The sequence below is a fragment of the Nitrospira sp. T9 genome (assembly GCF_052156535.1).
Classification (GTDB): domain Bacteria; phylum Nitrospirota; class Nitrospiria; order Nitrospirales; family UBA8639; genus Nitrospira_E.
Window position 1 is genome coordinate 56,880 of the sequence record NZ_JBQKUP010000035.1, and the last position, 25,224, is coordinate 82,103.

The 25,224-nt window shown below is 50.8% G+C and carries 25 protein-coding genes; 7 read left to right on the top strand and 18 right to left on the bottom strand.

What is annotated here, in order from left to right; genetic code table 11:
- Window positions 1–246: 246 nt before the first annotated feature.
- From ACTRXD_RS10620 to ACTRXD_RS10685, 14 genes are all read right to left on the bottom strand, one after another.
- Window positions 247–540 carry a hypothetical protein gene (locus tag ACTRXD_RS10620; protein ID WP_442431787.1) on the bottom strand — a complete coding sequence of 98 codons (294 nt, stop codon included), beginning with the start codon at window positions 538–540 and terminating at the stop codon, window positions 247–249.
- The gene (locus ACTRXD_RS10625) at window positions 540–1,328 is read right to left on the bottom strand and encodes a TIGR04255 family protein (protein WP_442431788.1); all 789 of its coding nucleotides are present in this window, start codon (window positions 1,326–1,328) and stop codon (window positions 540–542) included. The genes ACTRXD_RS10620 and ACTRXD_RS10625 overlap by 1 nt, the downstream gene beginning before the upstream one ends.
- 340 nt (window positions 1,329–1,668) lie before the next feature.
- A complete protein-coding gene (locus tag ACTRXD_RS10630; RefSeq protein WP_442431789.1) occupies window positions 1,669–3,375 on the bottom strand; it encodes a hypothetical protein in 1,707 nt (568 codons plus the stop codon).
- Window positions 3,376–3,518: 143 nt separating this feature from the next.
- Complete coding sequence (locus ACTRXD_RS10635) at window positions 3,519–3,830, bottom strand: GIY-YIG nuclease family protein (protein WP_442431790.1); 312 nt, start codon at window positions 3,828–3,830, stop codon at window positions 3,519–3,521.
- Between the two features lie 54 nt (window positions 3,831–3,884).
- Window positions 3,885–4,910 (bottom strand): Vgb family protein, encoded by a 1,026-nt coding sequence (locus ACTRXD_RS10640; protein WP_442431791.1) that lies wholly within the window; start codon window positions 4,908–4,910, stop codon window positions 3,885–3,887.
- Window positions 4,911–5,033: 123 nt separating this feature from the next.
- Window positions 5,034–6,104 carry an ACR3 family arsenite efflux transporter gene (gene arsB / locus ACTRXD_RS10645; protein WP_442431792.1) on the bottom strand — a complete coding sequence of 357 codons (1,071 nt, stop codon included), beginning with the start codon at window positions 6,102–6,104 and terminating at the stop codon, window positions 5,034–5,036.
- Window positions 6,101–6,523, bottom strand: coding sequence for an arsenate reductase ArsC (locus tag ACTRXD_RS10650; RefSeq protein WP_442431793.1), 423 nt, complete (start codon window positions 6,521–6,523; stop codon window positions 6,101–6,103). The genes arsB and ACTRXD_RS10650 overlap by 4 nt, the downstream gene beginning before the upstream one ends.
- Window positions 6,516–6,995: an ArsI/CadI family heavy metal resistance metalloenzyme gene (locus ACTRXD_RS10655; RefSeq protein WP_442431794.1), complete on the bottom strand. Its 480-nt coding sequence runs from the start codon at window positions 6,993–6,995 to the stop codon at window positions 6,516–6,518. Before ACTRXD_RS10655 ends, ACTRXD_RS10650 begins: the two co-directional genes overlap by 8 nt.
- Entirely contained in the window at window positions 6,992–7,369 is a 378-nt protein-coding gene (locus tag ACTRXD_RS10660; protein ID WP_442431795.1) for an ArsR/SmtB family transcription factor, read from the bottom strand. Before ACTRXD_RS10660 ends, ACTRXD_RS10655 begins: the two co-directional genes overlap by 4 nt.
- Before the next feature lie 101 nt (window positions 7,370–7,470).
- Complete coding sequence (locus ACTRXD_RS10665) at window positions 7,471–7,854, bottom strand: c-type cytochrome (RefSeq protein WP_442431796.1); 384 nt, start codon at window positions 7,852–7,854, stop codon at window positions 7,471–7,473.
- A 56-nt stretch (window positions 7,855–7,910) separates the two neighbouring features.
- Entirely contained in the window at window positions 7,911–8,549 is a 639-nt protein-coding gene (locus ACTRXD_RS10670) for an ABC-type transport auxiliary lipoprotein family protein (RefSeq protein ID WP_442431797.1), read from the bottom strand.
- A gap of 4 nt (window positions 8,550–8,553) precedes the next feature.
- Complete coding sequence (locus ACTRXD_RS10675; RefSeq protein ID WP_442431798.1) at window positions 8,554–9,519, bottom strand: MlaD family protein; 966 nt, start codon at window positions 9,517–9,519, stop codon at window positions 8,554–8,556.
- Entirely contained in the window at window positions 9,516–10,310 is a 795-nt protein-coding gene (locus ACTRXD_RS10680) for an ABC transporter ATP-binding protein (RefSeq protein WP_442431799.1), read from the bottom strand. The genes ACTRXD_RS10675 and ACTRXD_RS10680 overlap by 4 nt, the downstream gene beginning before the upstream one ends.
- Before the next feature lie 2 nt (window positions 10,311–10,312).
- Window positions 10,313–11,398, bottom strand: a complete 1,086-nt coding sequence (locus ACTRXD_RS10685; protein ID WP_442431800.1) for an MlaE family ABC transporter permease — start codon at window positions 11,396–11,398, stop codon at window positions 10,313–10,315.
- 442 nt (window positions 11,399–11,840) lie between these two features.
- Between ACTRXD_RS10685 and ACTRXD_RS10690 the strand changes: the two genes are divergently transcribed.
- The 4 genes from ACTRXD_RS10690 (at window position 11,841) to ACTRXD_RS10705 (ending at window position 15,335) form a co-directional block, all read left to right on the top strand.
- Window positions 11,841–12,728: a helix-hairpin-helix domain-containing protein gene (locus ACTRXD_RS10690; RefSeq protein WP_442431801.1), complete on the top strand. Its 888-nt coding sequence runs from the start codon at window positions 11,841–11,843 to the stop codon at window positions 12,726–12,728.
- Window positions 12,729–12,758: 30 nt separating this feature from the next.
- Window positions 12,759–13,487: an ATP-binding cassette domain-containing protein gene (locus ACTRXD_RS10695; RefSeq protein ID WP_442431802.1), complete on the top strand. Its 729-nt coding sequence runs from the start codon at window positions 12,759–12,761 to the stop codon at window positions 13,485–13,487.
- A gap of 6 nt (window positions 13,488–13,493) precedes the next feature.
- On the top strand, window positions 13,494–14,429 hold the full coding sequence (locus tag ACTRXD_RS10700) for a SufB/SufD family protein (protein WP_442431803.1): 936 nt from the start codon (window positions 13,494–13,496) through the stop codon (window positions 14,427–14,429).
- A 219-nt stretch (window positions 14,430–14,648) separates the two neighbouring features.
- Window positions 14,649–15,335: a rubrerythrin family protein gene (locus ACTRXD_RS10705; protein WP_442431804.1), complete on the top strand. Its 687-nt coding sequence runs from the start codon at window positions 14,649–14,651 to the stop codon at window positions 15,333–15,335.
- Window positions 15,336–15,871: 536 nt separating this feature from the next.
- Here the strand turns inward: ACTRXD_RS10705 and ACTRXD_RS10710 are convergent.
- The 4 genes from ACTRXD_RS10710 to ACTRXD_RS10725 form a co-directional block, all read right to left on the bottom strand.
- Entirely contained in the window at window positions 15,872–17,611 is a 1,740-nt protein-coding gene (locus ACTRXD_RS10710; protein ID WP_442431805.1) for a sensor histidine kinase, read from the bottom strand.
- Window positions 17,612–17,780: 169 nt separating this feature from the next.
- Complete coding sequence (locus ACTRXD_RS10715) at window positions 17,781–19,076, bottom strand: NrdH-redoxin (RefSeq protein WP_442431806.1); 1,296 nt, start codon at window positions 19,074–19,076, stop codon at window positions 17,781–17,783.
- 286 nt (window positions 19,077–19,362) lie between these two features.
- A complete protein-coding gene (gene fbp, locus ACTRXD_RS10720) occupies window positions 19,363–20,463 on the bottom strand; it encodes a fructose-1,6-bisphosphate aldolase/phosphatase (protein ID WP_442432013.1) in 1,101 nt (366 codons plus the stop codon).
- Between the two features lie 197 nt (window positions 20,464–20,660).
- A complete protein-coding gene (locus ACTRXD_RS10725; RefSeq protein ID WP_442431807.1) occupies window positions 20,661–20,888 on the bottom strand; it encodes a hypothetical protein in 228 nt (75 codons plus the stop codon).
- Between the two features lie 1,059 nt (window positions 20,889–21,947).
- On the opposite strand from ACTRXD_RS10725, the gene ACTRXD_RS10730 reads away from it, so the two are divergent.
- The 3 genes from ACTRXD_RS10730 to ACTRXD_RS10740 all read left to right on the top strand — a co-directional run bounded on the left by ACTRXD_RS10730 (window position 21,948) and on the right by ACTRXD_RS10740 (window position 23,295).
- Entirely contained in the window at window positions 21,948–22,193 is a 246-nt protein-coding gene (locus ACTRXD_RS10730) for a hypothetical protein (protein ID WP_442431808.1), read from the top strand.
- Window positions 22,194–22,633: 440 nt separating this feature from the next.
- The gene (locus tag ACTRXD_RS10735) at window positions 22,634–22,867 is read left to right on the top strand and encodes a hypothetical protein (protein WP_442431809.1); all 234 of its coding nucleotides are present in this window, start codon (window positions 22,634–22,636) and stop codon (window positions 22,865–22,867) included.
- The gene (locus ACTRXD_RS10740; RefSeq protein ID WP_442431810.1) at window positions 22,864–23,295 is read left to right on the top strand and encodes a type II toxin-antitoxin system VapC family toxin; all 432 of its coding nucleotides are present in this window, start codon (window positions 22,864–22,866) and stop codon (window positions 23,293–23,295) included. Before ACTRXD_RS10735 ends, ACTRXD_RS10740 begins: the two co-directional genes overlap by 4 nt.
- Window positions 23,296–25,224: the final 1,929 nt, after the last annotated feature.

Consider the following 25,224-nt stretch of genomic DNA (forward strand, 5'->3'; position numbering starts at 1 on the left):
TGAACCCGGGATTTCTTTTCTCGAAATCCTCAATGGAAAAAATGGGGCACACAGCCACAAGGCGGATTTTGCTTTGCTCAAGATCGCAACTTTGTGTGATAACAATCAGGTTAAAAACATCTATGGGAACATTCTGAGGGTCTGGCCCAACGGCTGGATCAAGAAATATAGGGACATAGCAATCAGGCAAATAATCGCCTTGTCTGAGGGATGAACCATCGATCTGATCCCAGAATGGCTCAATCATTATTTGTCGTCGACTTGATAAGCAAGCGGCTCGCCTCGACCACGAAGGTAATAGCGAATAGGGACTATAAACGTCTTCTTAGAGGGCATAGCCTGGTAATTAAATGTTTCGTGAGCTTCGCGAAGGATATGTATTTGCTCACAACTGATTTTCCAATATTCCAAAAGTTTTTCTTCCACGCGTACTAGTTCTTGTCCGGCGGAGCCATGTAATGGAGGACGGGACATTGAATCCAATGTCAGGGGTTGATAAAGAGGAAAATTCCTTGGTTGTGGAATCGTCAGGGTAGGCATTAGGTGATCAACCTCCTGGTTTTATCTGTTATACAGGCCTCAAATACTTTATTTTTTCTTGTTCGTAGAACCTCAAAACGTTTCCAAATATCTTGATCTTCGTTGGGAACATTGTCTTTGCAAAATAAGTCAAAATCCAAGACAACAGAGACAATACTGGGTTCTGGCGGAGGAATGAGTGTTTGATTTAATACCAGGAGCGCATCTAAATCGGCTTGTGGTAACTGCAATTGCATAAAGTACCCGCTTAACCCTTGTGTCATGTCAGGAGAAATTTCCGGAACTGTTCTTAAATAATCCTTAAAATCTCCAAGAGGCAGAGGGAGATCCAGCTTATTAATATATCTGAGGGCAAGGCGTGTAATATTTTTGGGTTTAGCTATAGAGCGATACAACTCCCATAATCGACGAGCCTCATCTCGAAAAGAATCCCAAGTCTCATAGGGAGCAAGGCGGCTAAATGTAAACCCGTCAATTCTTGCCTGAAAAATCTGCCTATTGTCTTGGCTAGTGAAACGATACCCATTTGGAGTTTGACTAGCAGAAGCACTATCTTGCGATCCCATGGACATTTGCCCAACAAGCAAGCTTTCGTCTTTTTTGGGGTATCGCTTTTCTTGCCCAGACTGAAGTTTTGCTAATTCCTGGAGTGTTATTTCGCTTGGCAGTTCAACTCTAATATCCAGAACTGCCTCCGTGAGAGGAGCTTTCGAGTAATGCCGGTACTCTTCACCTCTGCCAGAAGTGCGAACCACCTGTTTTGATGCTTTTAACTTTTTAAGACTCACCGAGGTTCTCTTACTCATTCAGATTTTAAATAATTAATTTGCATTCTACAATTTCATTCCAAAGTTTGCACACTTTTCAAAAGCGCAACAAAAGAAATAATACAGACAAACTCTGAGCAGTTTCGTTGGATCTTTTAATATAAGAGGCCTGTAGATCAAAAATCTATTCTAGAGGATACTCTTAAAAGCTTAGTGAAGGCCAGAGAAAAGGATGGCGTACAATTCAGCTCAAAACTCAGCTTACAGCTTCTCCTAACTGACGCCTAAGAGAACATTCAGGGAATCTTCACAACCAACACATTCCTTATAGCTTCTCTTTGCCAAAGAGGGATATTCATTTTTATTCGTAGGGAGCATTTTGAATGAACAATTTTGCTTCCTTCACCTCGGGGAGATCCGAATCGGCCTGATTCCATATATTGAGAAAATTGCTATAGGCTTGACGAGTCGCCTGGATATGGCCCAATTGAGCTGCCGCCCGTGCCAGACCCAGAAGTGAACGTGCCCGATTGGGATGCCATAACAGTGATCGTTCAAATTGTTGTTGCGCCTCATTGGGCCGGTCGATGCCCAACAGTATTTCGCCATACAGTTCATGGGTGGGCTTGATGAGATCTGGTGGGCCGGAAGGAGGCGGGAGGGATTCTTCCAGGGCGGTGGCCTGATCAAGCATACGAATGGCATCTGAATGGTCGCCGTTGATGAGATGTTTCAACGCGGCAATCTGCAATTTCCAAATTTGTCCGGTAAACGGTTCAGATGACTGCGTGGAAGGCTCGGGAACCGGCGAACCTAAACCAGGGTGTATCCGGTGAGCAACTGATTGATTTCTCAGCGTGGCCATGTTCTGCGCAAATTCGCGGATATAGACGGACATCGATGGCGACTCGTCCCCAAAGCGATAGTCATTCACGTTCCACGCCTGATCCGCCAGCTCCCATCGTTCGGTTTCTATAATAAAGGCACCCACCATCTGATCGTAATTCCGCCAGACCTTGCGGTCATAGCCAAGAACCGGTGTCTGTTCGCCGGATGACGATTGCGCCATATCCTGTTGCTTCTCCAATATCAGGGCTGCGGCGGCGTTGTACCGGCCTTGTTGGAGATAGGCATACTGCAACCAGTACAGGCTGTGATAATCCTGAAGCGATAATGGCAACTGCTTGTCCTTAACCCAGGCCTGTGAAATTTTCCATCCGGCTTTGTTGGAGGCCGCTGCCTGGTCCCACATACCCAGTTGAACAAATATATGGGCCGGCATATGTTGGGCATGATGCGCTTCCGGAGCAATTTTGGCATACCGACGGGCTTGAGGAAGGGCCAGGATGGCGTGGATCGGATCGTCAAATGCATGAATGGTGTAATGCGCGGCACACGGATGATTGGGATTTACTCCATATACCCCTAAGGCCAAGGCACCAGCCTGGACGCGATATTTCTCCTGAAGGTCCGGCTTTTCATCATAATGAATAGCCAACCCGAGCAGGGACAGGGCATAGAAGCAGGTGGCTTCAAGATCTTCGGGATACTCACTGGCAAGGCTTTCCATTCGAGCCGCATACGCCTGGTCGCGGTCAAGCTTGTCTCCCTCAGCAAATAACGTGTTCACGGCCTGGAGGTACTGACGCTCTCTGACGGTTACAGACGCCGTATCGGAAACTTTCCCCAGCGCCGCCTGTGCCGCTTCAATGTTTTCTTCACTCCAGACGGGATGATTATGCGCCATCGCCTCACCCCAATATCCCATCACAAAATCTGGATCAATCGTGGTCGCCCGACGAAAAGCCTCGATGGCTTCTTCATACCAGAACGAATGCAGGGCCGCGACGCCCCGTAGAAAATGGGGATGGGCTTCTGTAGATCCTGATGCGGGAAATTCAATACTTCCCAATTGACTGAATGCCGCACTCTCCTCCGATGAAGGCGACGCGTCGTCCATCTCGCCAAAGCTTAACTGGGGAAGTGCCGTGACGAAGATAGCGATGAGGAAGTACCGGAGACAGGATCGTCCCGGCGCATATTTCGACGAATACAGCTTGATGGACATGCCAACTCCTTGGTTAATGACGGCGGCCCGTCATTGCTCTCCCCATGATGCTATTTCACCTTATCATTTTTGTTCAAAATAGAATAAGACAAGAATGAATGATAGGAATGAGTTTTCATGATTTGAACTCACACTCAAGATTGTCATTCCGAACAAAGTGAGGAATCCTGAAATTCGAGACTTAAATCCTTCCATTGTGGATTTTCTCCGTTTACTAAGGAGTTCTTTTTCTCTCTCCTCCATTTTTTTATTTCTTTTTCTCGAATGATGGCTGCATTCACCTCTTGAGTTTCTTCAAAATACACGAGTTTGTTTATGTTGTATTTTTGGGTAAACCATTTCACAAGTTTCTTTTTATGTTCGCACATTCTGCGTTCTAAGTTATTGGTCATTCCTACATACATGAAATTGTTGTTCCAATTGGTCAGGAGGTAAACATAATAGGCATGTGCCATAGAAAGGATTTCTCCCTTTGGTCGAAATGACAGCAAGGCCAAGAAGGGACATTGCTAGGGAACCCTGGCGCGACCGATGGTATTGGCATCCGTGCCGAACCAAATGGATTTCGTTGGATGATGATAGACCATATGACGGACGCTTCCACCGCCGCTGGGAATATCGGTCAGACTCAGGAAGGTGTGAGTTCGGGTATCGAATCCGACGAGGCGATTAGGATGCGCGCCGGTTTCCACAAACCACACCCGGTCCTGGTCATCGACGGTCATCCCGTAAGGTTTGGCATCGGCTTCTCCCGGCGCCAACCATTCCTGAATGTCGCCTGTTTTGGCGTTGTAAGATCCAAGATACCCTTCGGCATAATCCACATACCAAATGACACCGTTAGAGGTCACCGCCAGGCGTCGTGGTCGTGTTTCGGTACGTGAAAGCGGAATTTCTCGAACGGTCTTTGTCGTCCGATCTATCGTCCCCAACTTGTTGGTCCCGAATTCAGTAAACCATGGGGAGTGGGTGGGATCCAGAACGATGCCATAAGGACGAGCTTGTGCGGTTGGGAGGGGCATGAGTTGAATCGTTCCGGTGGCCATATCCAGATGCCCCACGAAATTCCCCTGTTGTACCGTAAACCAGATGTCCCGATCATGGCCAAACACCAGAGTATGCGGGTCGTGGGCTGTAGGATCGGGCATGGGATACTTGATGATCTTGCCGGTGGATGGATCAAGTTTTCCGATGTGGGCGGCGCGATTTCCGGCGTACCAGACCTGTCCTTCCTTATCCACAATCAGATTGTGCGGACCGGTACCGGGATCCAATTTGAATTGATGAAACTGTCCGAGCTCAGGGTCGAGCACGGCAATGTAATCACCTCCCTGCCCCACGAACCATACGCGGCCCTGCTGGTCCACATACGGATCACGCGGTCTCGTCTGGTCCCAAGGCACCTGCCATTCTTTAATTTCCACCGGATTAAGAGAGGCATCTGCGGCTTTTGCAGGATGATTGGTGCATCCGGAAAGAACCAGTAGGATGATCAGCCCAATGATAATGGTGCTTATTTGGTGTAGACGATACACAATGGTTCTCCTCTTTGGATTACCCTCGATGATGCGTTTCAGAATCTTTTATGCCTATGTTGGCATGTCTGGAAATATTAGGCAATCAACGATCGACCAGGCAGAGGGGATGAACTTGATGGGTCAGGTAAGGGGAACGGATGCCGGATCTTTGGCAAACCATTTCTTTTTTAACCAGAGCGCGACATGGACGAGAGCTAAGAGTACCGGTACTTCAACTAAAGGTCCGATGACGGTGGCAAACGCGACGGACGATCCCAGGCCGAATGCGGCGATGGCTACGGCGATGGCCAGTTCAAAATTATTGCTGGCTGCCGTGAAAGAGGTGGCCGTAGTTTTGCCATAATCGGCCCCGATGAGTTTGCCCATGCTAAAGCTGACGAGAAACATGAGGATGAAGTAGAGAATGAGTGGCAGGGCAATACGAACCACATCTCCGGGGAGACTGAGCACCATGCCGCCTTTGAGCGTAAACATGGCAAAGATCGTGAACAGCAGTGCCATCAGCGTGAGAGGAGCAATCTTCGGGAGAAACCCCCGTTCATACCACTCGCGGCCTTTTTGTCTGATCCCGATCCAGCGTGAGAGGAACCCGAACACAAAGGGAATGCCCAGATAGATGAAGACACTTTCGGCAATCGTCTGAAAGCTGACGTCGACGACTTCCACAGCCAGACCTAATACCGCAGGCAGAATGTCCAAATAGAACCAGGCCAATCCACTGAAGAAGATCAATTGAAAGAGGCTATTGAAGGCCACCAGGGCCGCCACATATTGGTTGTCGCCTTCGGCGAGTTGATTCCAGACCAGCACCATGGCAATACACCGCGCCAGCCCGATTAGGATGAGCCCGGTCAGATATTCCGGTGAATCGTGGAGGAATATCACGGCCAAACCAAACATGAGCAAGGGGCCGATAATCCAATTTTGCACCAGTGACAGGAGGAGAATTTTCCAATCACGAAAAATCAACGGCAGCTCTTCATACCTTACACGAGCCAGCGGGGGATACATCATGAGCATGAGGCCAATGGCGATAGGAATGTTGGTGGTACCAAGGGTAAGGCTATTCACCAATGCCGGTGCACCGGTGAAAACCGAGCCGATCGTGACGCCGGCCACCATGGCGAGGAGGATCCACCCCGTGAGATAGCGGTCGAGAAATGACAAACGGCGTGGGGCGGACGCGGTCATGACAGAACCTCTTCGATTCGTGACTTGAGCAGGAAAAAGGTCTGGTCAAAGGCCGCGTTAATTTCTTCTTTCGTACCGATCACCCTGCCCGGATCAGGAATACTCCAATGCAGCTTACGCGGGTGACCGGAAAAGATCGGGCAGGCTTCTCCGGCAGCTTGATCGCAGACCGTGATGACCAGGTCAAAAGGCTGTGAAATCATGTCATCCCACGATTTGCTGTACGGCTGGCCGGGATCAATTCCATGCCGTTTCAAGGTCGAGACGGAACCCGGATGGACGTATCTGGCCGGATGACTTCCTGCACTCCACGCCCGATACCGTCCTTGGCCCATGTGGTTAAAGAGGGCTTCGGCCATAATGGAGCGGCACGAATTACCTGTACAGAGAACCAGAACTTTTATTGGTTCTTCAGACATTGGTACAGCAGCCGCTGGATTCCTGTACCGGCATGTTCGCCTCGGGACTCGCCAGAACAGACGGTTCGCAACATGCAGAATCCGTGTTCGCCGAATGAGTTGAAAAAATTTCCGCGTCTTCCATCGTACGGTAGGCTTCCCACGGGACTCCGGCAGGATCCACTACCCAGGATTTATCCGATTTGGCATAACAACACAAAGCCTCGCCTTCCTCTGCTACCGCGAGATTCCCGGCTTGAAATCGTTGCCTGATCTCGTCCAACTCCTGTTTCTCCTCAACCTGAATGCCCAGGTGATCCACGCCTTTCGTGGATGACCGGGTGGAGATGGCCAGATTGACGCAGGGATCGTCAAGCATCCATTTGGCATAGTCCGGTTTGCGTTTAACCGGTTCCGCTCCAAACAGCTTGCTGTAAAACCCGATGGCTTCTTCCAACTGTTCGACGCCGATATGGATATGAAGACGTTTCATGAATGGGCCTCCTTGTGTGTGGGTTGGCAACAATTCGAGAGTTCAATAATGCTGCACTTCTTTTTCTTATTGTCCCGGATACTGGCCATATCCTCGCGGCAGCAGTCTTTGACCATATAGCGAATCAGATCGGTAAAAAATTCAAAGTTGGCGCTGTAAATAATTGATCGGCCTTTTCGGTGAGAACGGACCAGTCCCGCATTACTCATGTGCGACAGGTGAAAGGAGAGGGTGTTATGGGGAATGGCCAGGGCCTCGCTCAACGTCCCGGCGGGTACGCCTGCCAGACCATATTCCACCAGCAGACGAAAGACACGTAGCCGCGTTTCCTGAGACAAAGCATTAAAAGCCAGAAGAGCGTCATTAATTTCCATATGTCTAGAATAATGGACATATTAAAAAAAAGCAAGCGCCTGAAACATGTGCATCAACCCAATTGAGATCTATGTACTTTTTCCCTGAGTCGACCACGCGACTATTTTGCTCCTCCGAACGTTCTGATATACGCCAGGACTTCCTTCATCTCCTCCTCAGATAAGGCATATTCCCACTTCCCCATGGCCGTGTTGGGATGCCCGTTCCGGATCGTCTCCAATAACGCCTCATCGGTTTTGTTCTGAGTTGCCGGGGCCTTCAAATCTGCAGGCGGCGGATCAAAGAGAGGATAGGCCTCTTCCTTTCCGGCTTTTCCGTGGCAGGCCGAACACAATCGTTGATAGAGGCCTTTACCCTTTTCCACTGAGGTATCCTGTCCGTGTACCACCTGGACATTTTCACCCGGGATCAACCAGAGTGTCAGCCCGATCAGTGCGATGCTCCCCACTTGCCACCATACGGATACATGATGCCTCCTCGACATACTCAAGGCCCTCCTTCCCTCACGGAGATTCGGAAAAATCCGATGGAATGTGTCACTTAACAATGCGACGATTTCGCTGTTTGCAGACAGCCCTGCAACCAGTGTTGTAGCTCAACCAACAACTTCCCAACGACTTTTTGGGCAGCTTGCACGCCACCATACGCATCTTCGCTGGGCGCCATTTCATAAAATTCGAAAATCCGCGTTCCAATGACGCGCGGGTCAAAAACGGTCACCAGTTGTACCCGCAGTGCCAATCGAATTCGACTCGGCTGTTGTGTGAATTCCTGAACCAACGCCACCTGGGAGAGGTCCAAGCGATAGTCCCCTCGAAGCACGGAAGGCAGTTGAATCACCGCACCCCATTCCCCACTGCCTTCGAGTGCATTCATGATTAACGGGGCCAGCATTCGGGCGGGGGAATCGACCCATTGGCTGGTGGCAAAATAGCGAATTTCATAGGGAACCTGTTCATAGGCCATTCGTTGCGATCCATATCCCGGAGCAGGTTGAGGGAGCGACACAAGAAGACTTGGCAAATTCGATGGACGGGATCTATCCGTTCCCCGGGCTTCCCCACCTTCCCCTATTTCCAGGACATACGACCGCACCGGCTCATCCGTCCCTCGAGAGAGTGCACAGGCGGAAAGTGCTGTCGAAAGGATTATGGCCGCCAGCAGGAATATGGCTTTCATGTCTTTACTCTCCGGGACCTCTGGGTTGAGATGGTCGACCATAAATCAGCGAATCGGGTTCCTGCTCGATTTGATGAGCCACTCGTTGCAACGTGTTTGTCAGCTGCCGGAGTTCGATGACTAATTGCCCGGTCTCACCCAAGGTTTCGCGCGTGAATTGCTGGATCTCCGGATGGCTTTCCTCAACGATGGACTCCAACGTCTTTCCGGTTCGGGCCAATTCTTCCGCTACCGTCTTGACCGCTGTGACACTCTGGTGAATTCGCGCGACCAGTCTTGGCATGTCCTGGTTCACCGTTGAGGTCAGGATGGCCAGATTCTCGGCAGCTTCGGACGCCCGGTCAATTCCCTGAGCTATCGATTCATTATGCCGCATCAATGTGTGAGACACTTTGGAAAGGTCATTCAGAATCCCTTCCATCTTTAAGCGATTCTCCTCATTCATGAAAGCCGCAGCGTTTTCACTCAACCCATGCAGGCTACTCAAAAGCTTGGAAAGCCCATGCTCCGAGAGAAGACGCGAAATGGCCATATCCAAACGAAAGAAGAGCGAGGGTTTCGTCTGAATGACTGGATACTCCTGACCGGGTTCGGGCTCCAATTTCGGAGCCTCGCGACTTCCTCCTTCCAAATTCATCGTCGCCAATCCGGTTAATCCTTGCGTTTCCAACGTCGCGACCGTATCGGTCTTGATCGGTGTGTCCCGAAGAATATCAAGCGTCAAACGCACCTCCTCGGTATTATCCGGATTCAACGCAATCTCCTTCACTCGCCCCACGTTCACGCCCCGATATTTTACCGTCGAGTCGACGCTCAACCCGGACACGGATTGCCGCATGTAGGCATGGTACTGGTCGTACGCACCGCGGTAATCCGATTTCCCCAACCACAACACCATTCCCACCGCAATCGCACCCAGCACAAAGACGAACACTCCGACAATGACGTAATTCCCTCGGGGCTCCATCATGAAACCTCATATTGACTCTGGGCCGCCCTCCCCCGGGGACCATGGAAATATTCATGAATGATCGGGTCGCTTGATTCCGCCAGTTCGTGCATTGTTCCTACACCCAGGATGGTGCCATTCCCGAGCACCGCGACACGATCGGCGATGCGCCAGAGAGAATCAAGGTCATGCGTGACCATCACCACCGTTAATCCTAGTACCGCTTTCAACTGCAGGACCAACGCATCAAATCCCGCCGCAATGATGGGATCCAAGCCGGCAGTGGGTTCATCTAAAAAAAGGAGCTCCGGATCCATGACAATCGCCCGTGCCAACGCCGCTCGTCGCCGCATACCCCCACTCAATTCACTGGGGAATTTATCGGCACTGTCCATGGGCAATTCGACCGTGGCAATTTTCACGGCCACAATGTCGCGAATGAGTTCCGGGGAGATATCAGTATGCTCCTTTAACGGTACGGCGACATTTTCCGCTAACGTCAACGAACTGAATAACGCGCCCTGCTGAAACATGACTCCCAAACGCCGGTACACATTCTGGGCGCCCTGCTCTCCTAACCCTGCCACGTCCTGTCCGAACAGGCGAATGGTTCCTTCAGCCTGTACGTGTAATCCAATGATTTCTCGCAAGAGTGTGGATTTTCCTGAACCATTGCCACCTGCGATAGCAAAGATCTCCCCCGACATAATCGTTAAATTGACATCCTCATGGACAACGGCGTCACCAAACCTGGTACACACGTGGCTCACTTCAATAACAGGATTTGCGTGATGAATAGCTTCTGATGCCATCGTTAAATATTCCACCAACTAAAGACAATGCTGCACACCGCATCAAACACGATAACGAGAAAAATACTTTGGACCACGCCAATCGTGGTTCTCTTTCCCACATCATCGACATTGCCACGGATCTGAAGCCCCTGATAACAGCCGACCATGGCGATGATAACGGCGAAACAGGGGGCTTTCCCAATCCCGATGAAAAAGTGCCGGAGCGCCACGGACTCTTCAAATCGACCCACAAACTCCACTCCGCTGACATTCAGCTGACTGGAAGCAACCAATGCCCCTCCAATGACTCCCAGAATATCCGCATACACCGTCAAAAGGGGAACCGCGATGACGAGCGCAAAGACCCGCGGAAGTACCAGCAATTGCATGGGCGAAAGTCCCAGGGTCCTGACGGCATCCAACTCTTCCGTCACCTTCATCGTTCCAATCTGAGCAGCATAGGCTGATCCCGAACGCCCGGCAATCAGAATGGCCACGATCAAAGGAGAAATTTCACGAAACAATGAGATGCCGACGAGATCCACCACAAAAATATTGGCTCCAAACTGACGCAACTGTTCGGCACCCTGATACGCAATCACCACACCCATGAGAAAGGCGAGTAACCCGGTAATCGGCAACGCATGATATCCATCCCGGTCAAGGCTGTGAAACAACGCTCTCCATCGGATTAATGAAGGTCGTCGGAGTGCACGGAACATATCAACCGTCGCCTCTCCGACAAACGCTAGCGCTTTCACCATAGGGCCGGTATGCCGGGACACCCACCATTTGAAATTTTTCTGCTTATGCTCTTTCACGGGTAATGCGGGATGAACTCGATCCCAATGGCTCGAAACTAATTGCATCAGTTCCTCAAACTCCGGACGGAGGCCTTCAAGCGAGACGTGGTGCCCTTTTGAGCGAAGCTCCATAATCGTCCGATACAGCACAATTGCACCACCCGTATCCATGGCCCGAATATTCACCACATCCCAAACCAGATCTCTCTCCAACGGCCATTGGATTTCCGTCAGTAACGTATTCAGCATTGAGAGATGCGGTATGACCCATGATCCTTCACAACGAATGATGGAATCATCCATGATGTGGACATGAGGCACTCTATTTTGATGTATTCCAGTCATAGGTAACCGGAAAAATTGCGTGAGAAGATAACCAAAAGGTTTTGGGAAACAATGCCGGGCCTTGCGTCCTTTCTCTAGGATAAACCAACTGCAATGGGAATGCCTGGAAACATGGACAACGCCATAAACTTTCCTTCCGCATGGTGATTTCTTGAAAAACCTTTTTAGAACCCCGTACTTGGAGGTTTTTTTCTTAAAACCACCACCTCTAGATATCCTACCCAAAAATCATATTCTTCCACATTGGGTTCAGTGGCGCGAAATGCTACATCTGAAATGTTAACTATTTTCAAAATTCTCTGAAAAACCGTGAGTTCTGAGTGCTTTACCCTTTGAGCACAACCCTTGCTGTCGTTTCTCTCTCAGGAGTGAAGATGAATATTTTTTGCCACTGATATCGATGACCACAAGCATTCCCCCTTTGAATATCACCATAGCCCAACGGCTGAAAGAAGTGGCTGAACTTCTGCACAGCCAGGGCAGCAATCCCTTTCGGGCTCAAGCCTATCACTATGCAGCCCAGACACTCGAACAGTTAAAACAACCCGTCGACGAGCTGATCCGCACTAAGGGGGTTGAAGAGCTGAAAACTCTTCCCGGTATCGGAGAAAGTCTGGCCCGTGCCATACGGGAACTTGTCCTCCGAGGAAGATTACCGATGCTCGAACGGTTACGAGGTGAAGCGGAGCCCGAAAGTCTGTTGGCCACGATTCCTGGAATCGGGAAAAAACTGGCCGCTCGCCTCCATCATGACTTGGAAATCGATACACTGGAAGAACTGGAAACGGCCGCTCATGATGGGCGGTTACGGCAGGCAGGCGGTATTGGAGATAAACGCCTGGCCGGGATTATGGCCTGTTTAACTGAACGATTGGGACGCGTTCGAGCCAAAGTTCAGCAGGATACGCAAGACATCCCTTCCATCGAAGAACTGCTGGATGTGGATCGGGAATACCGGGAAACAGCCAAAGCCGGACTGCTGCATTGCTTTGCTCCACGCCGGTTCAATCCCACCCATGAAGCCTGGCTCCCCATCCTTCATACGCAACGCGGGGATCGGCATTACACGGCCTTATTTTCCAACACGGCCCGGGCGCATCAAAAAGGGAAAACCCACGACTGGGTCGTATTGTTTTTCGACGATAAGGAGAAAGACTCCCAATGTACAATCATCACCGCTGAATGGGGAATCCTTGACGGGCGACGAATCGTGAGGGGCCGGGAAGGGGAATGCCTGCGCTATTATGAAAAACAGACAGCCCCCGAACAGGAGACCGCCACCTCATGAAGATTTTGATAAGAAGGAAAGACAACCGACATGCCGTTGGTCGACATTCAACATCTCGTGTTTGAAATTCATGGAAAGGCGATCCTCCAGGATCTCACTCTCCCTATTGAAAAACAGGAAATCCACGCATTGGTAGGGGCCAATGGCTCGGGGAAAAGCACATTGGCCTATGTCTTAATGGGTTGCCAGGGATTTGCTCCCACCAGCGGCCTGATGACCTTCAAGGGGAAGGATCTTGGGCCTTTGCCGATGTTTGAACGAGCACGATTGGGCATGACCCTCGCGTGGCAGGAACCGGCTCGCTTCGAAGGCATGACCGTCTCTCAATACATCCGCCTAGGAAATGCGGACATCGATCCCGCACCGTATCTCACCAGGGTGGGACTCTCACCTGACACCTATGGGAACCGCTTGGTTGATACATCATTGAGCGGAGGCGAACGCAAACGTATTGAACTGGCGTCCGTCCTGGCCATGAAACCTCTATTCGCCATTCTGGATGAACCCACTGCCGGGATCGACATGCTCTCCGTCCAGGACATGATGCATGTCATTCGATCGTTTAAAGAAGGAGGCGCCTCCGTCTTGCTAATTACTCACCAGGAAACGATTGCCTTGATGGCCGATCATGCCTCGCAACTCTGCGGGGGAAGGATTATTGCCTCGGGAAATCCTAAGGACATTGCCGACCAGTATATAAAGGGCAGCTGCGTTCGATGTGACGGTGAACGCTGCCTACCATTGTCCATGGCCAGGTAGGACTCTATGCGGGAACTCAAAATTTTGACTCAGACATTCGAAGCGTTAGGAGGAGATCCAAAGGTCTTTCAGGATCGGCACATCGCGCATATGGCTGCCAGCGGCCATCGTATAATCAGTCAACGCCAAATTCCCGGCGTCACGATTGACGCACACGAAACAGAGGACGGCATTACCAATACCATTTCCATTGAAAAGGGGAAGCGCATAGACCTACCGATACATTTATGTCTGGGCATTACCGAAAAAACCGGGATTCAACACATTCAGACCCGGCTGGTTATTGAAGAGGGGGCCTCCGCTTCATTTTTAGCGCACTGCCTGTTCCCATTTGTGGAATCTGGAGAGCACCGCATGGATGCCACGGTTGAGATTAAAGAAGGGGCTCATGTGCGATACCACGAAAGCCATTACCAGGGAACGTGTGGAGGCATGGTTGTGGTCCCCCAGGCCATTGTCTCAGTTGGACCCGGCGCACAATATTTTTCGGATTTTTCTCTGGTGAAGGGCCGGGTCGGACAGTTGAACATCGATTACGTCGTGGAGGTGGCCGCAATGGCTGTGGCGGAGCTCACCTCCAAAGTATTCGGGCGAGAAAGCGATATCATTCATATCAAGGAAAAAATGGTACTGGCCGGTGAGTATGCGAGGGGGCTCATTACAACGCGTGTGGCGTTAGAACATGACGCTCAGGGTGAAATGACCGGCATTATGGAAGCGCACGCCGAAGGAGCACGCGGGCATGTGGATTGTCGGGAAATTATCAAGGACCGTGCGGTTGGCCGTGCCATTCCCATCGTAGAAGTGACGCATCCAAAGGCAAAAGTCACACATGAAGCCGCCATCGGAACGGTGGATAAAAAGGAGTTGGAAACCTTAATGGCGCATGGACTCGACCCGGAACAGGCCACGGAACTGATTGTCAGCGGCATGCTGCAATAGGCCCTGTCACCTCTCCGAGAGTTCGGCGTGTAACCGGAGGAAAGAATGAAAAACGAAATGCACCCACATCTCCAAAAATGTTCTGCCCAATCACCCAGCAAGAAACGTATTGACACTTCGACCGTGCCCGGATCTGCATCGGGAGCGTTTCTACCTGTGACCCCATTGAAATCCGGTCGAAAAATAGAGAACCACATCTCCACTTGTTCATGGCTTTCGATGGAGAAATGGGAGACCGCACGCCTTAGTCGCAGACAGATGATTACGACGGCGATTGTTGTCGCCGCGTCAGTCGTGTTGGGTAATCGACGCCCATGGGCAGCTACCAGGTATCCAAAGACCATCAAGCTACTTGAGTCAGCCCGTGCACAGGAAATGGCGAAGTACTACCAATACATGGCATTTGGACGCAAGGCAAAAGAAGAAGACTATAAAGGCATTGCCTATTTGTTTACCGCCTTGGCCGCAGCAGAACTGATCCACGCTCAGAACTTTGAAAAAATCCTCTCTCGTTTAGACGTGGAAATATCCCGGGTGGGCAAACCGCGGATAACCGTTGCCCAGACACACGACAACCTGATGAAAGCCGCCGATGAAGAAATCAATGACATCGATACCTTCTACCCCAGCATGATCGCCCACTTAAAACCTGAAGGATTCCATGATGCGATTACCTTTGCCACGTTTGCCTGGGAGTCTGAGAAACAGCATCGTGATATCCTCATGAAAATTCAGCGTTGGGCTCCCTGGTTTTTTGAAAAAGTCGCCAAGAACATCGATGAGGAAACCGACAAATACTTTGTCTGCCAATTTTGCGGGTCCACGGTAGATGAGATTCCTTCCGACACATGCCCGATCTGCCATCTCTCATCGGAACACTACCGCAAGATTGAGTATCCCATTTAACCTTCGCCAATTCCGGAAAGGTTTGTCCTGTTGCGAAAACAATTCTCCTACGACCCTTCAGGGAGTGTTGAATAATAAAGATGTTAAAGGGAAAATTTGCCCAGGATTAGATTTCTCATCAAAGGCTCCGGGTCGGTTCAAAAAAGCATGCCCTGAGTCTTCCCGAAGGGTCCGTCCAGTCCTGCCCTGAGTCATAGCGAAGGGAAGGCCGCAGCCGTTTTTACGCGCGGAACGTACGCTGAGTACGTGAGCACGGGAAAATGGCGAGAACGCCGCTGGCAGCTTTTTTCAACAGACCCCTTCAGGCACATGAGCATTTTTGGCATGTGACAAGAAACACAGAACAAACGGGCATGCGGGCTTATCCATTGATCGGGATAGGATTAGTATTGACAAAGAACACCAACATCGTTGGAGAACCATGGGCCTTGAAATCCGTCAACAGGTTAGATCTGGCATGTTGTTGCAACACTCCAAATTTTGAAAGGTGCCGATTGATACAAAAAGAGAAGTTCATGGAGCAGAAAAGGAAATTTTCACTCTCGGGATTTCTCCTGGGGGGAAAGAGGAATCCAGGCAGTAACGGTGGTGCCTTTGCCCTGGGAGGCTTTGACCTCCAAGGTGCCTTGCACCACACGAATTCGTTCTTTCATTCCAATCAGCCCTAACCCGCGAGTGCCTCGCAAGCCAGATTCAGGGATAAATCCTTTACCGTTATCCGTAATGACAAGTTGGAGGCCACCCTCTACCCCTCTCACCTCCACAGACACTTGAGACGCCTGCGCATGCTTCGCCACATTTCGTAAACATTCCTGCGTCACCCGATACACACACGACGCAATATCCTGAGGCAGGAGCTGAGGGACATCCCGAGGCTGAAATGTGACCGGAATGTTCTCCCATTGAGAAAATTCTTTAATAGAGGACTGAAGTGCCACAACTAACCCCAGGTCATCTAAAATTGAAGGATGAAGCTGATAGGCCAGATGCAGGACGCTATCGGAAAGCCCAGACACTTGATCATTCAGATGTTGAAGAGTCTTTTGCATCGGATCCGACTCCGGCAGAGACCTCTGAATAGAGTCTATCTCGAGGGAGAGCATGGCTAAGCGTTGATTCATATCATCGTGCAATTCACGAGAGAGACGGCGGCGCTCATCTTCCTGAGCAGAAATGAGTTGTGCACCAAGAGCCCGGAGTTCTTCCTGGCTCTGCTCGAGTTCCCGCTCTCTGTGTTTGAGGGCCCGTCCTGCCTCCTTGCGTGCCGTGATATCCCGGACAATACCCGTAAAAAATATCTCTCCGTGCTTGTGCCAATATCCCAGAGACAGTTCAAGAGGGAATTCGCTGCCGTCCCGTCGAAGCCCCATCAGCTCAAACATCTCCCCCTCAACGGTCTTTCGCCCCGCTCGCGAGGCCCGCAAGATTCCCTGTTGATGAGCCAGACGAAACCTTTCGGGAATAATGCACTCTAACGTCTGACCTTTCATCTCCTCCATTGAAAAGCCAAACAAGGCTTCAGCTCCTGTATTCCACAACATGACCTTCCCCTGACTATTCAACGAGATGATACCCTCGTCGGTTGATTGCACAATCGAATGTAACTGTTCCCGGCTTTCCCGAAGAGCCACCTCTGCCTGTTCACGCTGACCGATTTCGCGTTGTAAGGCTTGGTTGGACTTGCCCAACTCAAGATTTAAGGTCATGGAAGCCATCGTGACGGAATGGTTGTGTCGTAAGGTGACAAACATCATTGTCACGAAAAGGAGACACATGCCTCCCATGGCCATATGCCGTTCATCATTCAGGAGAAAGAATTGAACGATGAGCGGGGTCATGGCCGGGAGAACATAGGCAAAAAAAGCACCTTGCAAGGGCGCATAGACTGCGGTCGCCCCGGCAATCATGCCTCCTACCACAAAGGCCAAAAAAATCTGATGCGGAATGGAGTTTTCGGGAAAGAGTACGACACCGGTTGCCCCCCAAAGAATGCCGGAGGCAAGGGTCCCGCCTAGAAATCTACGCCCCCAGCGATGGGAATCCTGCGGATGTCGAGATGCGTTTCTAAATTGATGCCAAAGCAGGGTCCATGCCCCGTTGAGCAGGAACAGGCCGGCAAACCAGGTAAGTAACAGGCCATGTGAGATCACGTTCCATTGGATAACCGTCAGAATGGATCCATTAACCAGAGAGGCAATAATCCCAACCGGTGCAAGGGCATAGAGTTGCTCTATCTGCTGCCCATACAAGAGATCGTGTTCGTGTTTAGCCAACACGGAACCTCCACAAACTCTCCAGGGAACGTTTTGAGACCCTCTTCTGTTTCCAACGTCATACGGACATTCGCAAGACCAATTCTGTGTATCTTTTAGAACTATGTTACTTTAAAACTCTTATTCATTAATCACAAGGCTCCTTCAATTCTTGGCCTCCGACAGATTGCGGTTAGAATAATTGCGTTGGAGCGAACAGCAAAAGTAAACCCAGGCCCAGCATCACCAACCCGCTGATCAGTTTAAGCCATCGGCCCTCTCGTTCTTGTAATTTGCGGTGGCTGAGTGTGATCACGGCGATCGTGACCATCACCGCATCATCGGCAACATAGGCCAGATTGTAGAGACCGAGATATCCGTAATACTCAAGCGTGGTCAGGCCCTGTTGACTGAGCACTTGGGTGAACAGAGCTGGAAACCCTGCCGTACACACAAACTCAACCATGTTCACTAGAGTGGCCAATACCAGTATGCCGATGAAAGCCTGGCTGAGATGTTCGGCCGCTAAAATTTTTCGAATTCGGGCATAGAGCCCGGGTTTCACCGACTCGGGAATGGTAAGTGAGGGGCCTTGCCCAAAGGCCCAAAATTCCTTGACATTCAGCAGGCCGATTCCGACTGCCAATCCACCCATCAGCACTTGAATGATTCGCATATACCCGATGAACAAAAAGACATTCAGCCAGGCCGCCATGAACGCAAAATACACCACTCCACTGACCAGGACGAACGTCCCCGCAAGAAGAAACATTTTACGTCGATCCCGAAGGTTGGCCAGCAACGCCAGAAGAAACAGCAATACCCACATCGCACAAGGATTGAATCCATCAAGAAGACCAAGAAAGACTGTAAAAAGCGGTAGGCCGAGTTCTGGAAGAGTCCAGTCGCCAAAAAAAGGAACCTGAACACTCGTTACCCCGGCATCGCTTTGTGTGGATACCGGGGGGCAGGGCATATCAGGTTCCAGCGGACAGGCACCTTCAGAGGAATTTCCCGCATCCGGTGGTGGTCGTCCCAACAGTTCTTCCAGTTGCTTCCCGGTTGTCTCCGCAGACTCAAAACCGATGAGCAGCACTCCTCGCGCATAGAAGGCCGGGACTCCCAATTGCGTAATACCCAATTTCGCCGCCAATGCTTTCAAACGAAGTAACGCCTGAGGATCTTCTCCAATACCGCGAATCGTGACGGTGAGTTTGGGATATTGTTGCTTCAGTCGGGTCAGGTAGCTTTTCGCATTTTCGCAATGCGGGCATCCCTGGCGAACAAACACTTCAAGATCACTCTCTGCCTGCTCCGGAACAACAGCCGGTTTTCCGGACAGCCCAAGCAACGCCACAAGGACGAACGCAACGCACAAGAGGACAAGAGGCCATCCTCGTTTCTTCAAATACCAGGCGCACTGCTGTCTGGTTGGCTTTTGAGAAGTAGGAGAGAGAGGAAGAAGTTTCTTCCGTTGGCGTAGATTCATTCAGGTGAGAACACCCACCGACATCCCCACTCAACACCGGATGTCATTTCAAATGTCCATATTCATGATTGCTAGGAATCCGGGCTACAAGGACGAAGGGGCCAGGATTCTCCCGGAGCAGTCCCCAACTACCACCATGTTCGCATTCAGAGCCCGATCACGTGAAAAAACCATTCTCTGAATCAGAGTGGTTATATACTCCAGGATTACACGGATTAAAAAACAGCCTCCCGTTATGGATGAGGCACCCCGACAAATTTCTCTTACCATTCGCAAAAGTAAGCCATTAGTTTCTGATAGCAAACTTGCCATCGAGTCTTTTGAGCTTCTCCACAATGCCGGTGTATTCCAATTCGGCCATCGGGAGCATTGCCGGCCCAAAAAACCCTTGGCGACGCATGTCGATGGATTTTTCCGAAACGCGGGTTCGCACATGGTCCCAAAATGGATGAGCAAAGGCATCCGCCGGTTCCGTCAGTTTGCCTTTCTGCATGGCAAAAGCGGCGCAACTGACGACGGGAGGACCATCGAAATAACTAATGCTGGAATTGAGGGGAACGGGCATAAAGGGCATATTATGAGATCCCCGCATCCCACCCGCCACGAATGGGCCGATGGCATATGGGGCTAGAACCTCTCCCGTCGCCGGGAAGTTTTTTTGCACACGCACGAGCATAACCGGATCATCTTTCCCGGTATAGCGCCCGGCAATGTTGTGCAATCGTGACGTCGAGACGGCGACGGCCTGTTCGCCTGTGGCCCGAGTCCAAATCGACTCAACGACATACCGCTCCGGATTACGCAACAAGGCGGCCACGTCGTATAAATCCTCCGGGGTGTTCAACTCAATAATGCGGTCCCCTTCGGTACAATTGACATCCATAATGACAAACTTAAATCCCTCCGACATCGATGGCGCGAGCATGAGGCCCGGCGTATTCATCGGGTCCGCAAATGCCAAATAGAGGGGTAGGTTATACGCACCGGGATCTGTCTTATCGGCAGCAAAAAACAAAAATGGTTCATTTGGCCGCTCCTCAAAAGTCATCTCGGCCACTGCCGGCCCCATCCCGCGCACGTTGCCCGAAAACGCGTCTTTCAGCAAATCCTGTCCCGCCCCATAAAGTCCTTGTTCCTTCGCGACCTGCGTCCCGGCAAGGAAAGCCTCCCATGCCATCTTGTGAATGTCCTCATTGCCGACTCCCTTCGTGTGCGTCATGACAATGGCAATGTCATCCCCCGTAAAACTGATGTACCGATCCTGAATAAGATTTCGGCCATTGGACTCCACCCATGATTGCACAGTTTCCAGTAGGCGCCTGGACGGGCATATGTGTCCTCCGATAGAACCGATATCCGCTTTGATTACACTGAGCGTCATATTCATCATCACACCTCCCCGCTTCTCACAAAGAACCAAAATCCCTTTCGCTCCTCACAAAAAGCCTTCCACCCTTCTTTGACATTTTGGCCATTTCTCTTACTGAACAAGCAAACGGTTCGTGGCTGATCATGGCCGGCTTCGAGTCTTGATTCCCTGCCGAACATGAACGTTTGCCTCAGCACAGCGTTCGGCACCAAATCCTACATGAATGTTTGGGCATCCTTCTCCGATGACACTCTGGAATTTTTTCCTGGAATACAGGTATCGCCCTGTGAATCACGATCAGCTTTGGGAAGATTTCCAGATGTAAAATTTTGTTCCCACAGCTTGTCCAGAAAAACTTCTGCAAGATAGGATCGAGAAACCGTATACCCTTTGTCTGCTGATTGGGTATTCATAAATTTTTCCGTCTCACGTTTTTCTTTCATCTTAAAATCTCCTTACACGAGCTTTGACAAAATTTAATACGATTCCCCTTCATGAATGGGATGGAAAATTTTTGGCTACAATGGTCAGCATTTAATTCCCCCTCTTCTTGTGCTGAGCACGTCTCAATACGGCTTCCCCCTCTCGGAACAGGTTGAAGCAACAATAAGGCCAAATGAATTAATGGCTTTACAATCAACAAGATAATTATTCACAAGCCGGATGACCTCACTGCACAAGCCTGGTTGAACAGACAATAGGATTCCCAAGTGAGGAATTTTGGGTCTTTGTTGCACATGGGTTAGGACAAAATTCAACAGATCTTGTGCACCAAAGGACTGGTGGGATTTGAGAGAATCTGAAGGCCCCCTCATTTCGGCTCTCGCGTGCCATATAGAGGAATGGTTTAGGCTCCTCTTTTCTTGCACATCACCACTCGCCAGAGACATTTTGCTACACAAAGAAGCTTGTGGGTTTTTAGGGAATCGTGCCCCAGACCGTGGTTCATCAACATTCTTTGTTCCAAACAGACAGGAGGAGGGCTTGACGGTTAACCGGAACAAAGGTCCCGGGCAAAAGAATTATTGTTAGTCCATTCTTCGTTGATTCCGGAGATTGCCAACAGTGCGAACTAAAAAAGTAAGATCCACCTCACACCAGAATTCAATCAATCAAACAGCCCGGGAAAGATTGTAAATATTGTAAATTTGTGCTCATTCTCAATTTGGAAGCGCCGTGTCCGCAAAGCAAAAACCATCCGGCTGCTGCCTGAAAGTCTGGTTGCTTCTTGCGCTGTAGAGATAAATTCTGGTTTTGCCAGAAAAAGGGGTTTGGGGTAATCACTTCCATCCTGAGTAGCCTTTAGTCCTTGTTCCCATTAGAATCGAGCGTACAAATAATCCGGCGCTCGCAGTAAGGCCTCAACGCGGCCCGAAAACATTGTTCACCATACAGCCCATAAGTTATTCATGACCCGTCTCAGGTTCACCTGTCGCAATACCCTACAGCGGCTTCGTGAGAGTCATGATGAAAGACAACGAAAAGAAGAGGACAAGACAAGAATGAAAATCGCTCGCGTGGAATATACGGTGACGGTCACGGGAGAGGATGGGAAGGTCGTGGCGGTGAACAATGAGCGAATCCTGTCCGAATTGGATTCAACTGATCCCGAATATATCCATCAAATTCTTGAACAAGAGTTGCAAACAACAGAACAATCATCACGTGAGAAAACCATTACTGGCTCTTCCCTCGTGGTGACCAACATCACGGAACTCAAGCCCACGGGTGATGACGATCAAATATAGCCAGGTAGGGTTTCGGATGGTTCTTCCCTGAATTGTCCATTAGTCTTTGTTAAACCGCGGCCCCTCCCACATACCTCGCAAATCTTTATTTCTCGAATCAGATTTGGCCAGCCTTCAGGCAATGTGGGAATAATTTTCCCTCACCATATAAATTGATGAAATTTGACTGAGTTTTCAGACTTCGCTCAAAACACAACCTTTACATGGTCGCCTATTATTTGACCGGCTCTTTCAACCTGACCGACTCTGTCATCCTGAGCAGGGCGAAGGATCTCGCCCAGCCCACCCTCGCGAAGCCTTCATACGGGAGTTCCTCCAGTCTGGGGCTTTCCAAAATTCCAAGAGGTTTTTTTTGGAATGGAGGAGGTATGGGCCTGGTTTGACAAGTGATAAACGGTGAGTCACAATGTTGTTGAAAATTTCAACAATGGAGAGATTTGATGGCCACGATGAATTTCAGCGTTCCGGAAGATGTCAAAAAACAATTTGATAAGGTCTTTGCCGGGAAGAACAAAAGTGCTGTGCTGACCCAACTGATGCAGCAGGCGATCGAAGAACAGCAGCGACTTGGGCGCCGCAAACGAGCCATTGATCAACTACTCGCATTGCGTGAACACGCGCCTCGGGTGACGGACAAGGATATTCGCCGTGCACGAACCCAGGGACGTCCATGACCACCTGGGTGGTCGACGCCAGCGTGGCCGTGAAATGGGCTCTCCCCGGCCAAGACGGTGAAACCCATCAAGAACAAGCCCTCGCGCTGTTGACGGATATTCAGCAGGGCAAGGGTCAAGTCCTTCAACCTCCACATTGGTTGGCGGAAGTGGGAGCCGTGTTGACTCGATTGGCGCCTCAGCAATCCATCAGCATGCTTCAGACTTTTCTGGCGATGGAGTTGCCTATCACCACGGAATGGAACGTATATGAGCAGGCCTGTCATCTGGCCGTGGAACTCAACCATCATTTGTTTGATACCCTCTACCATGCGGTAGCCTTGCATGTTCCTGATACCCTTTTCATCACCGCCGACACCCAGTATTTTCGAAAAGCAGCCAAGCTGGGGCACATCATCGAGTTAAAAAACTTTCCCCAAACAGGGTGATCCGAAAGGCCAATGCGGGATGGAGAAGTGCGGGGAACAGCATGGGGTCACGTCACGCCATACAGGTGCGCACTGGGCAATTTTTTTCTAAATGCGCACCGCGAAGGATCTCGCTCAGCTCACCCGATCGATCCTTGACAAAGTTTGTGCATTGCTCAAGAATCTTCTTCATCTTGGCCGACCTCTTTGTGTGGACGGGAATTCCACGGTAACATTGAAATGGCAACGATCAGGTCGGTATTTCCAGAAAATACGATGGGGTGTTACACGGACAGAAATTGGCAGATCCACCTCTTATGCGGATCTGCCTAAACATTGTTAGCTGGATCGGAGGCGGCGGGTGAGACGCTCGTGCGCATACTGCGATGGTGACGGGCCGCTCACAAGGGAGCATGTGTGGCCAAGCGGCTTCTTGGACCGGACCGGCAGAAGGGGCGCACACCTCTCGACACGCAACGGAACTGTCCATGGCGCGGACTACGTAGTAAAGGACGTGTGTGAGCAGTGCAACAACGTCCAGCTATCCGGGTTAGATGATTACTTCTGTCGCCTCTACGACTCACAGATGCAGATGGCACGCGGCTTCGATGAGCGCCATACACTTGTGTATGATTACGAGCTCCTGTCACGAGTGCTCCTCAAGATCGCCTTCAATTCGGCGAGGCTAGCGGGCAGCGACATCACGCCATTTGCGCCCCTGCGTCGCTACATCCTCAGAGGAGGTGGTAGGCCAAAAGGATTCTTTCTGGCGGTCGAGCTCGTATCACCTGCTGTTCCAAGCGACTGGGCGAGGAACTCAAACCTGCGAGAACTACGACCGCAGGGACTGTATGGCTCTAAGCTTGGTGCGCTCATGACTCCCAACGGGAGCGCGGCAGTGCTTCGCACTGTCAATGTCAACTCCTTCTTCTTCCACATGCTCCTCAGGCGAGCTGCGTCGTCGCAGTCTGCCTTCAAACCAGCTTGCCGCGAGCTACCGGAGTATGTTGAGGGTGTGGTCCCTCTCCCGGCTGGCGAGGCATCGGTAGAGTTGCGTACATCACCTCAGAATGCGATCAGTTCTATTCAGTTTCAACTTGAGCAACACAGGGACCAATACCTTGAGTTCTTCGACAAATATGGCAACAAGACCAGCTAACAAGCCCTTGCAGCCGATGGGCCGCGCCGGCGCACAACTCCTGACGAGCTCCGATCGGGCGCGGCCCGCGGCTGAAGGCCAGGTTAGGCGTCACAGAATGCAGCCTGGGCGCGGGGACAGGTCTTGCATCATGTATCTTTAAAGTCGAGACCATCGGAGCTGATCCAGCCGGGTCGGCTTCCATGTCTGCTTCCCAGGGGAAGGATGACTGATATCCAAAAAGGAACCGGCGCCTTCTTGATATCTTTTGGTGCCAGGGTTCGTCCCGGCAGCACAAAACATGACATCCATACCATCTCTCAACGACTCCAAGACTCAGCCGCTCCTTCCTTTACTAGGCTCCCGTGGCCTTGAGGCGAGGCCAGGGGATGCAAATGGTGCTCTGATCTTCTGAGGCGAATCGCGGAAACATCAAAGCTTCGATAGATACCACGGCTAGAAAACCCGACTTACACACCTTCCCAAGTTCTGACGCCTTCCGCCCGGCCCGGGGTCGGACGCTCAGATCATCCGGCGGGCCTTGTCTGAGCTCCGCGAGTTGGCCCGCCCTCTTAAGACTCGCGTCCGTCCCATCTAATGTGGCCGGACGAGGCGTCACTGGTTTTGGCCACTTTTGCCGGAACAAAAGTGGCTCGTTCGCCGGGGCGAAACCCGGCAATACCAATAACCACTTGGACACTAACGTTGGTTCAACACCTGCCACATATTCCAACAGTTGTAGAAGGTGATACCCAAGATGGATTCCCCAAAACACCGGTCGGGAATAACAGAGCAGGCACTACGTTTGTGAA

What these genes read in the sequence shown, in the direction of transcription:
- ACTRXD_RS10620 (WP_442431787.1), bottom strand. Translation starts at nt 540, where the DNA reads ATGCCTACCCTGACGATTCCACAACCAAGGAATTTTCCTCTTTATCAA.
- ACTRXD_RS10630 (WP_442431789.1), bottom strand. Translation starts at nt 3,375, where the DNA reads ATGTCCATCAAGCTGTATTCGTCGAAATATGCGCCGGGACGATCCTGT.
- ACTRXD_RS10635 (WP_442431790.1), bottom strand. Translation starts at nt 3,830, where the DNA reads ATGGCACATGCCTATTATGTTTACCTCCTGACCAATTGGAACAACAAT.
- arsB (WP_442431792.1), bottom strand. Translation starts at nt 6,104, where the DNA reads ATGACCGCGTCCGCCCCACGCCGTTTGTCATTTCTCGACCGCTATCTC.
- ACTRXD_RS10650 (WP_442431793.1), bottom strand. Translation starts at nt 6,523, where the DNA reads ATGTCTGAAGAACCAATAAAAGTTCTGGTTCTCTGTACAGGTAATTCG.
- ACTRXD_RS10655 (WP_442431794.1), bottom strand. Translation starts at nt 6,995, where the DNA reads ATGAAACGTCTTCATATCCATATCGGCGTCGAACAGTTGGAAGAAGCC.
- ACTRXD_RS10660 (WP_442431795.1), bottom strand. Translation starts at nt 7,369, where the DNA reads ATGGAAATTAATGACGCTCTTCTGGCTTTTAATGCTTTGTCTCAGGAA.
- ACTRXD_RS10665 (WP_442431796.1), bottom strand. Translation starts at nt 7,854, where the DNA reads ATGTCGAGGAGGCATCATGTATCCGTATGGTGGCAAGTGGGGAGCATC.
- ACTRXD_RS10670 (WP_442431797.1), bottom strand. Translation starts at nt 8,549, where the DNA reads ATGAAAGCCATATTCCTGCTGGCGGCCATAATCCTTTCGACAGCACTT.
- ACTRXD_RS10675 (WP_442431798.1), bottom strand. Translation starts at nt 9,519, where the DNA reads ATGATGGAGCCCCGAGGGAATTACGTCATTGTCGGAGTGTTCGTCTTT.
- ACTRXD_RS10680 (WP_442431799.1), bottom strand. Translation starts at nt 10,310, where the DNA reads ATGGCATCAGAAGCTATTCATCACGCAAATCCTGTTATTGAAGTGAGC.
- ACTRXD_RS10685 (WP_442431800.1), bottom strand. Translation starts at nt 11,398, where the DNA reads ATGGATGATTCCATCATTCGTTGTGAAGGATCATGGGTCATACCGCAT.
- ACTRXD_RS10690 (WP_442431801.1), top strand. Translation starts at nt 11,841, where the DNA reads ATGACCACAAGCATTCCCCCTTTGAATATCACCATAGCCCAACGGCTG.
- ACTRXD_RS10695 (WP_442431802.1), top strand. Translation starts at nt 12,759, where the DNA reads ATGCCGTTGGTCGACATTCAACATCTCGTGTTTGAAATTCATGGAAAG.
- ACTRXD_RS10700 (WP_442431803.1), top strand. Translation starts at nt 13,494, where the DNA reads ATGCGGGAACTCAAAATTTTGACTCAGACATTCGAAGCGTTAGGAGGA.
- ACTRXD_RS10705 (WP_442431804.1), top strand. Translation starts at nt 14,649, where the DNA reads ATGGAGAAATGGGAGACCGCACGCCTTAGTCGCAGACAGATGATTACG.
- ACTRXD_RS10715 (WP_442431806.1), bottom strand. Translation starts at nt 19,076, where the DNA reads ATGAATCTACGCCAACGGAAGAAACTTCTTCCTCTCTCTCCTACTTCT.
- fbp (WP_442432013.1), bottom strand. Translation starts at nt 20,463, where the DNA reads ATGAATATGACGCTCAGTGTAATCAAAGCGGATATCGGTTCTATCGGA.
- ACTRXD_RS10725 (WP_442431807.1), bottom strand. Translation starts at nt 20,888, where the DNA reads ATGAAAGAAAAACGTGAGACGGAAAAATTTATGAATACCCAATCAGCA.
- ACTRXD_RS10730 (WP_442431808.1), top strand. Translation starts at nt 21,948, where the DNA reads ATGAAAATCGCTCGCGTGGAATATACGGTGACGGTCACGGGAGAGGAT.
- ACTRXD_RS10735 (WP_442431809.1), top strand. Translation starts at nt 22,634, where the DNA reads ATGGCCACGATGAATTTCAGCGTTCCGGAAGATGTCAAAAAACAATTT.
- ACTRXD_RS10740 (WP_442431810.1), top strand. Translation starts at nt 22,864, where the DNA reads ATGACCACCTGGGTGGTCGACGCCAGCGTGGCCGTGAAATGGGCTCTC.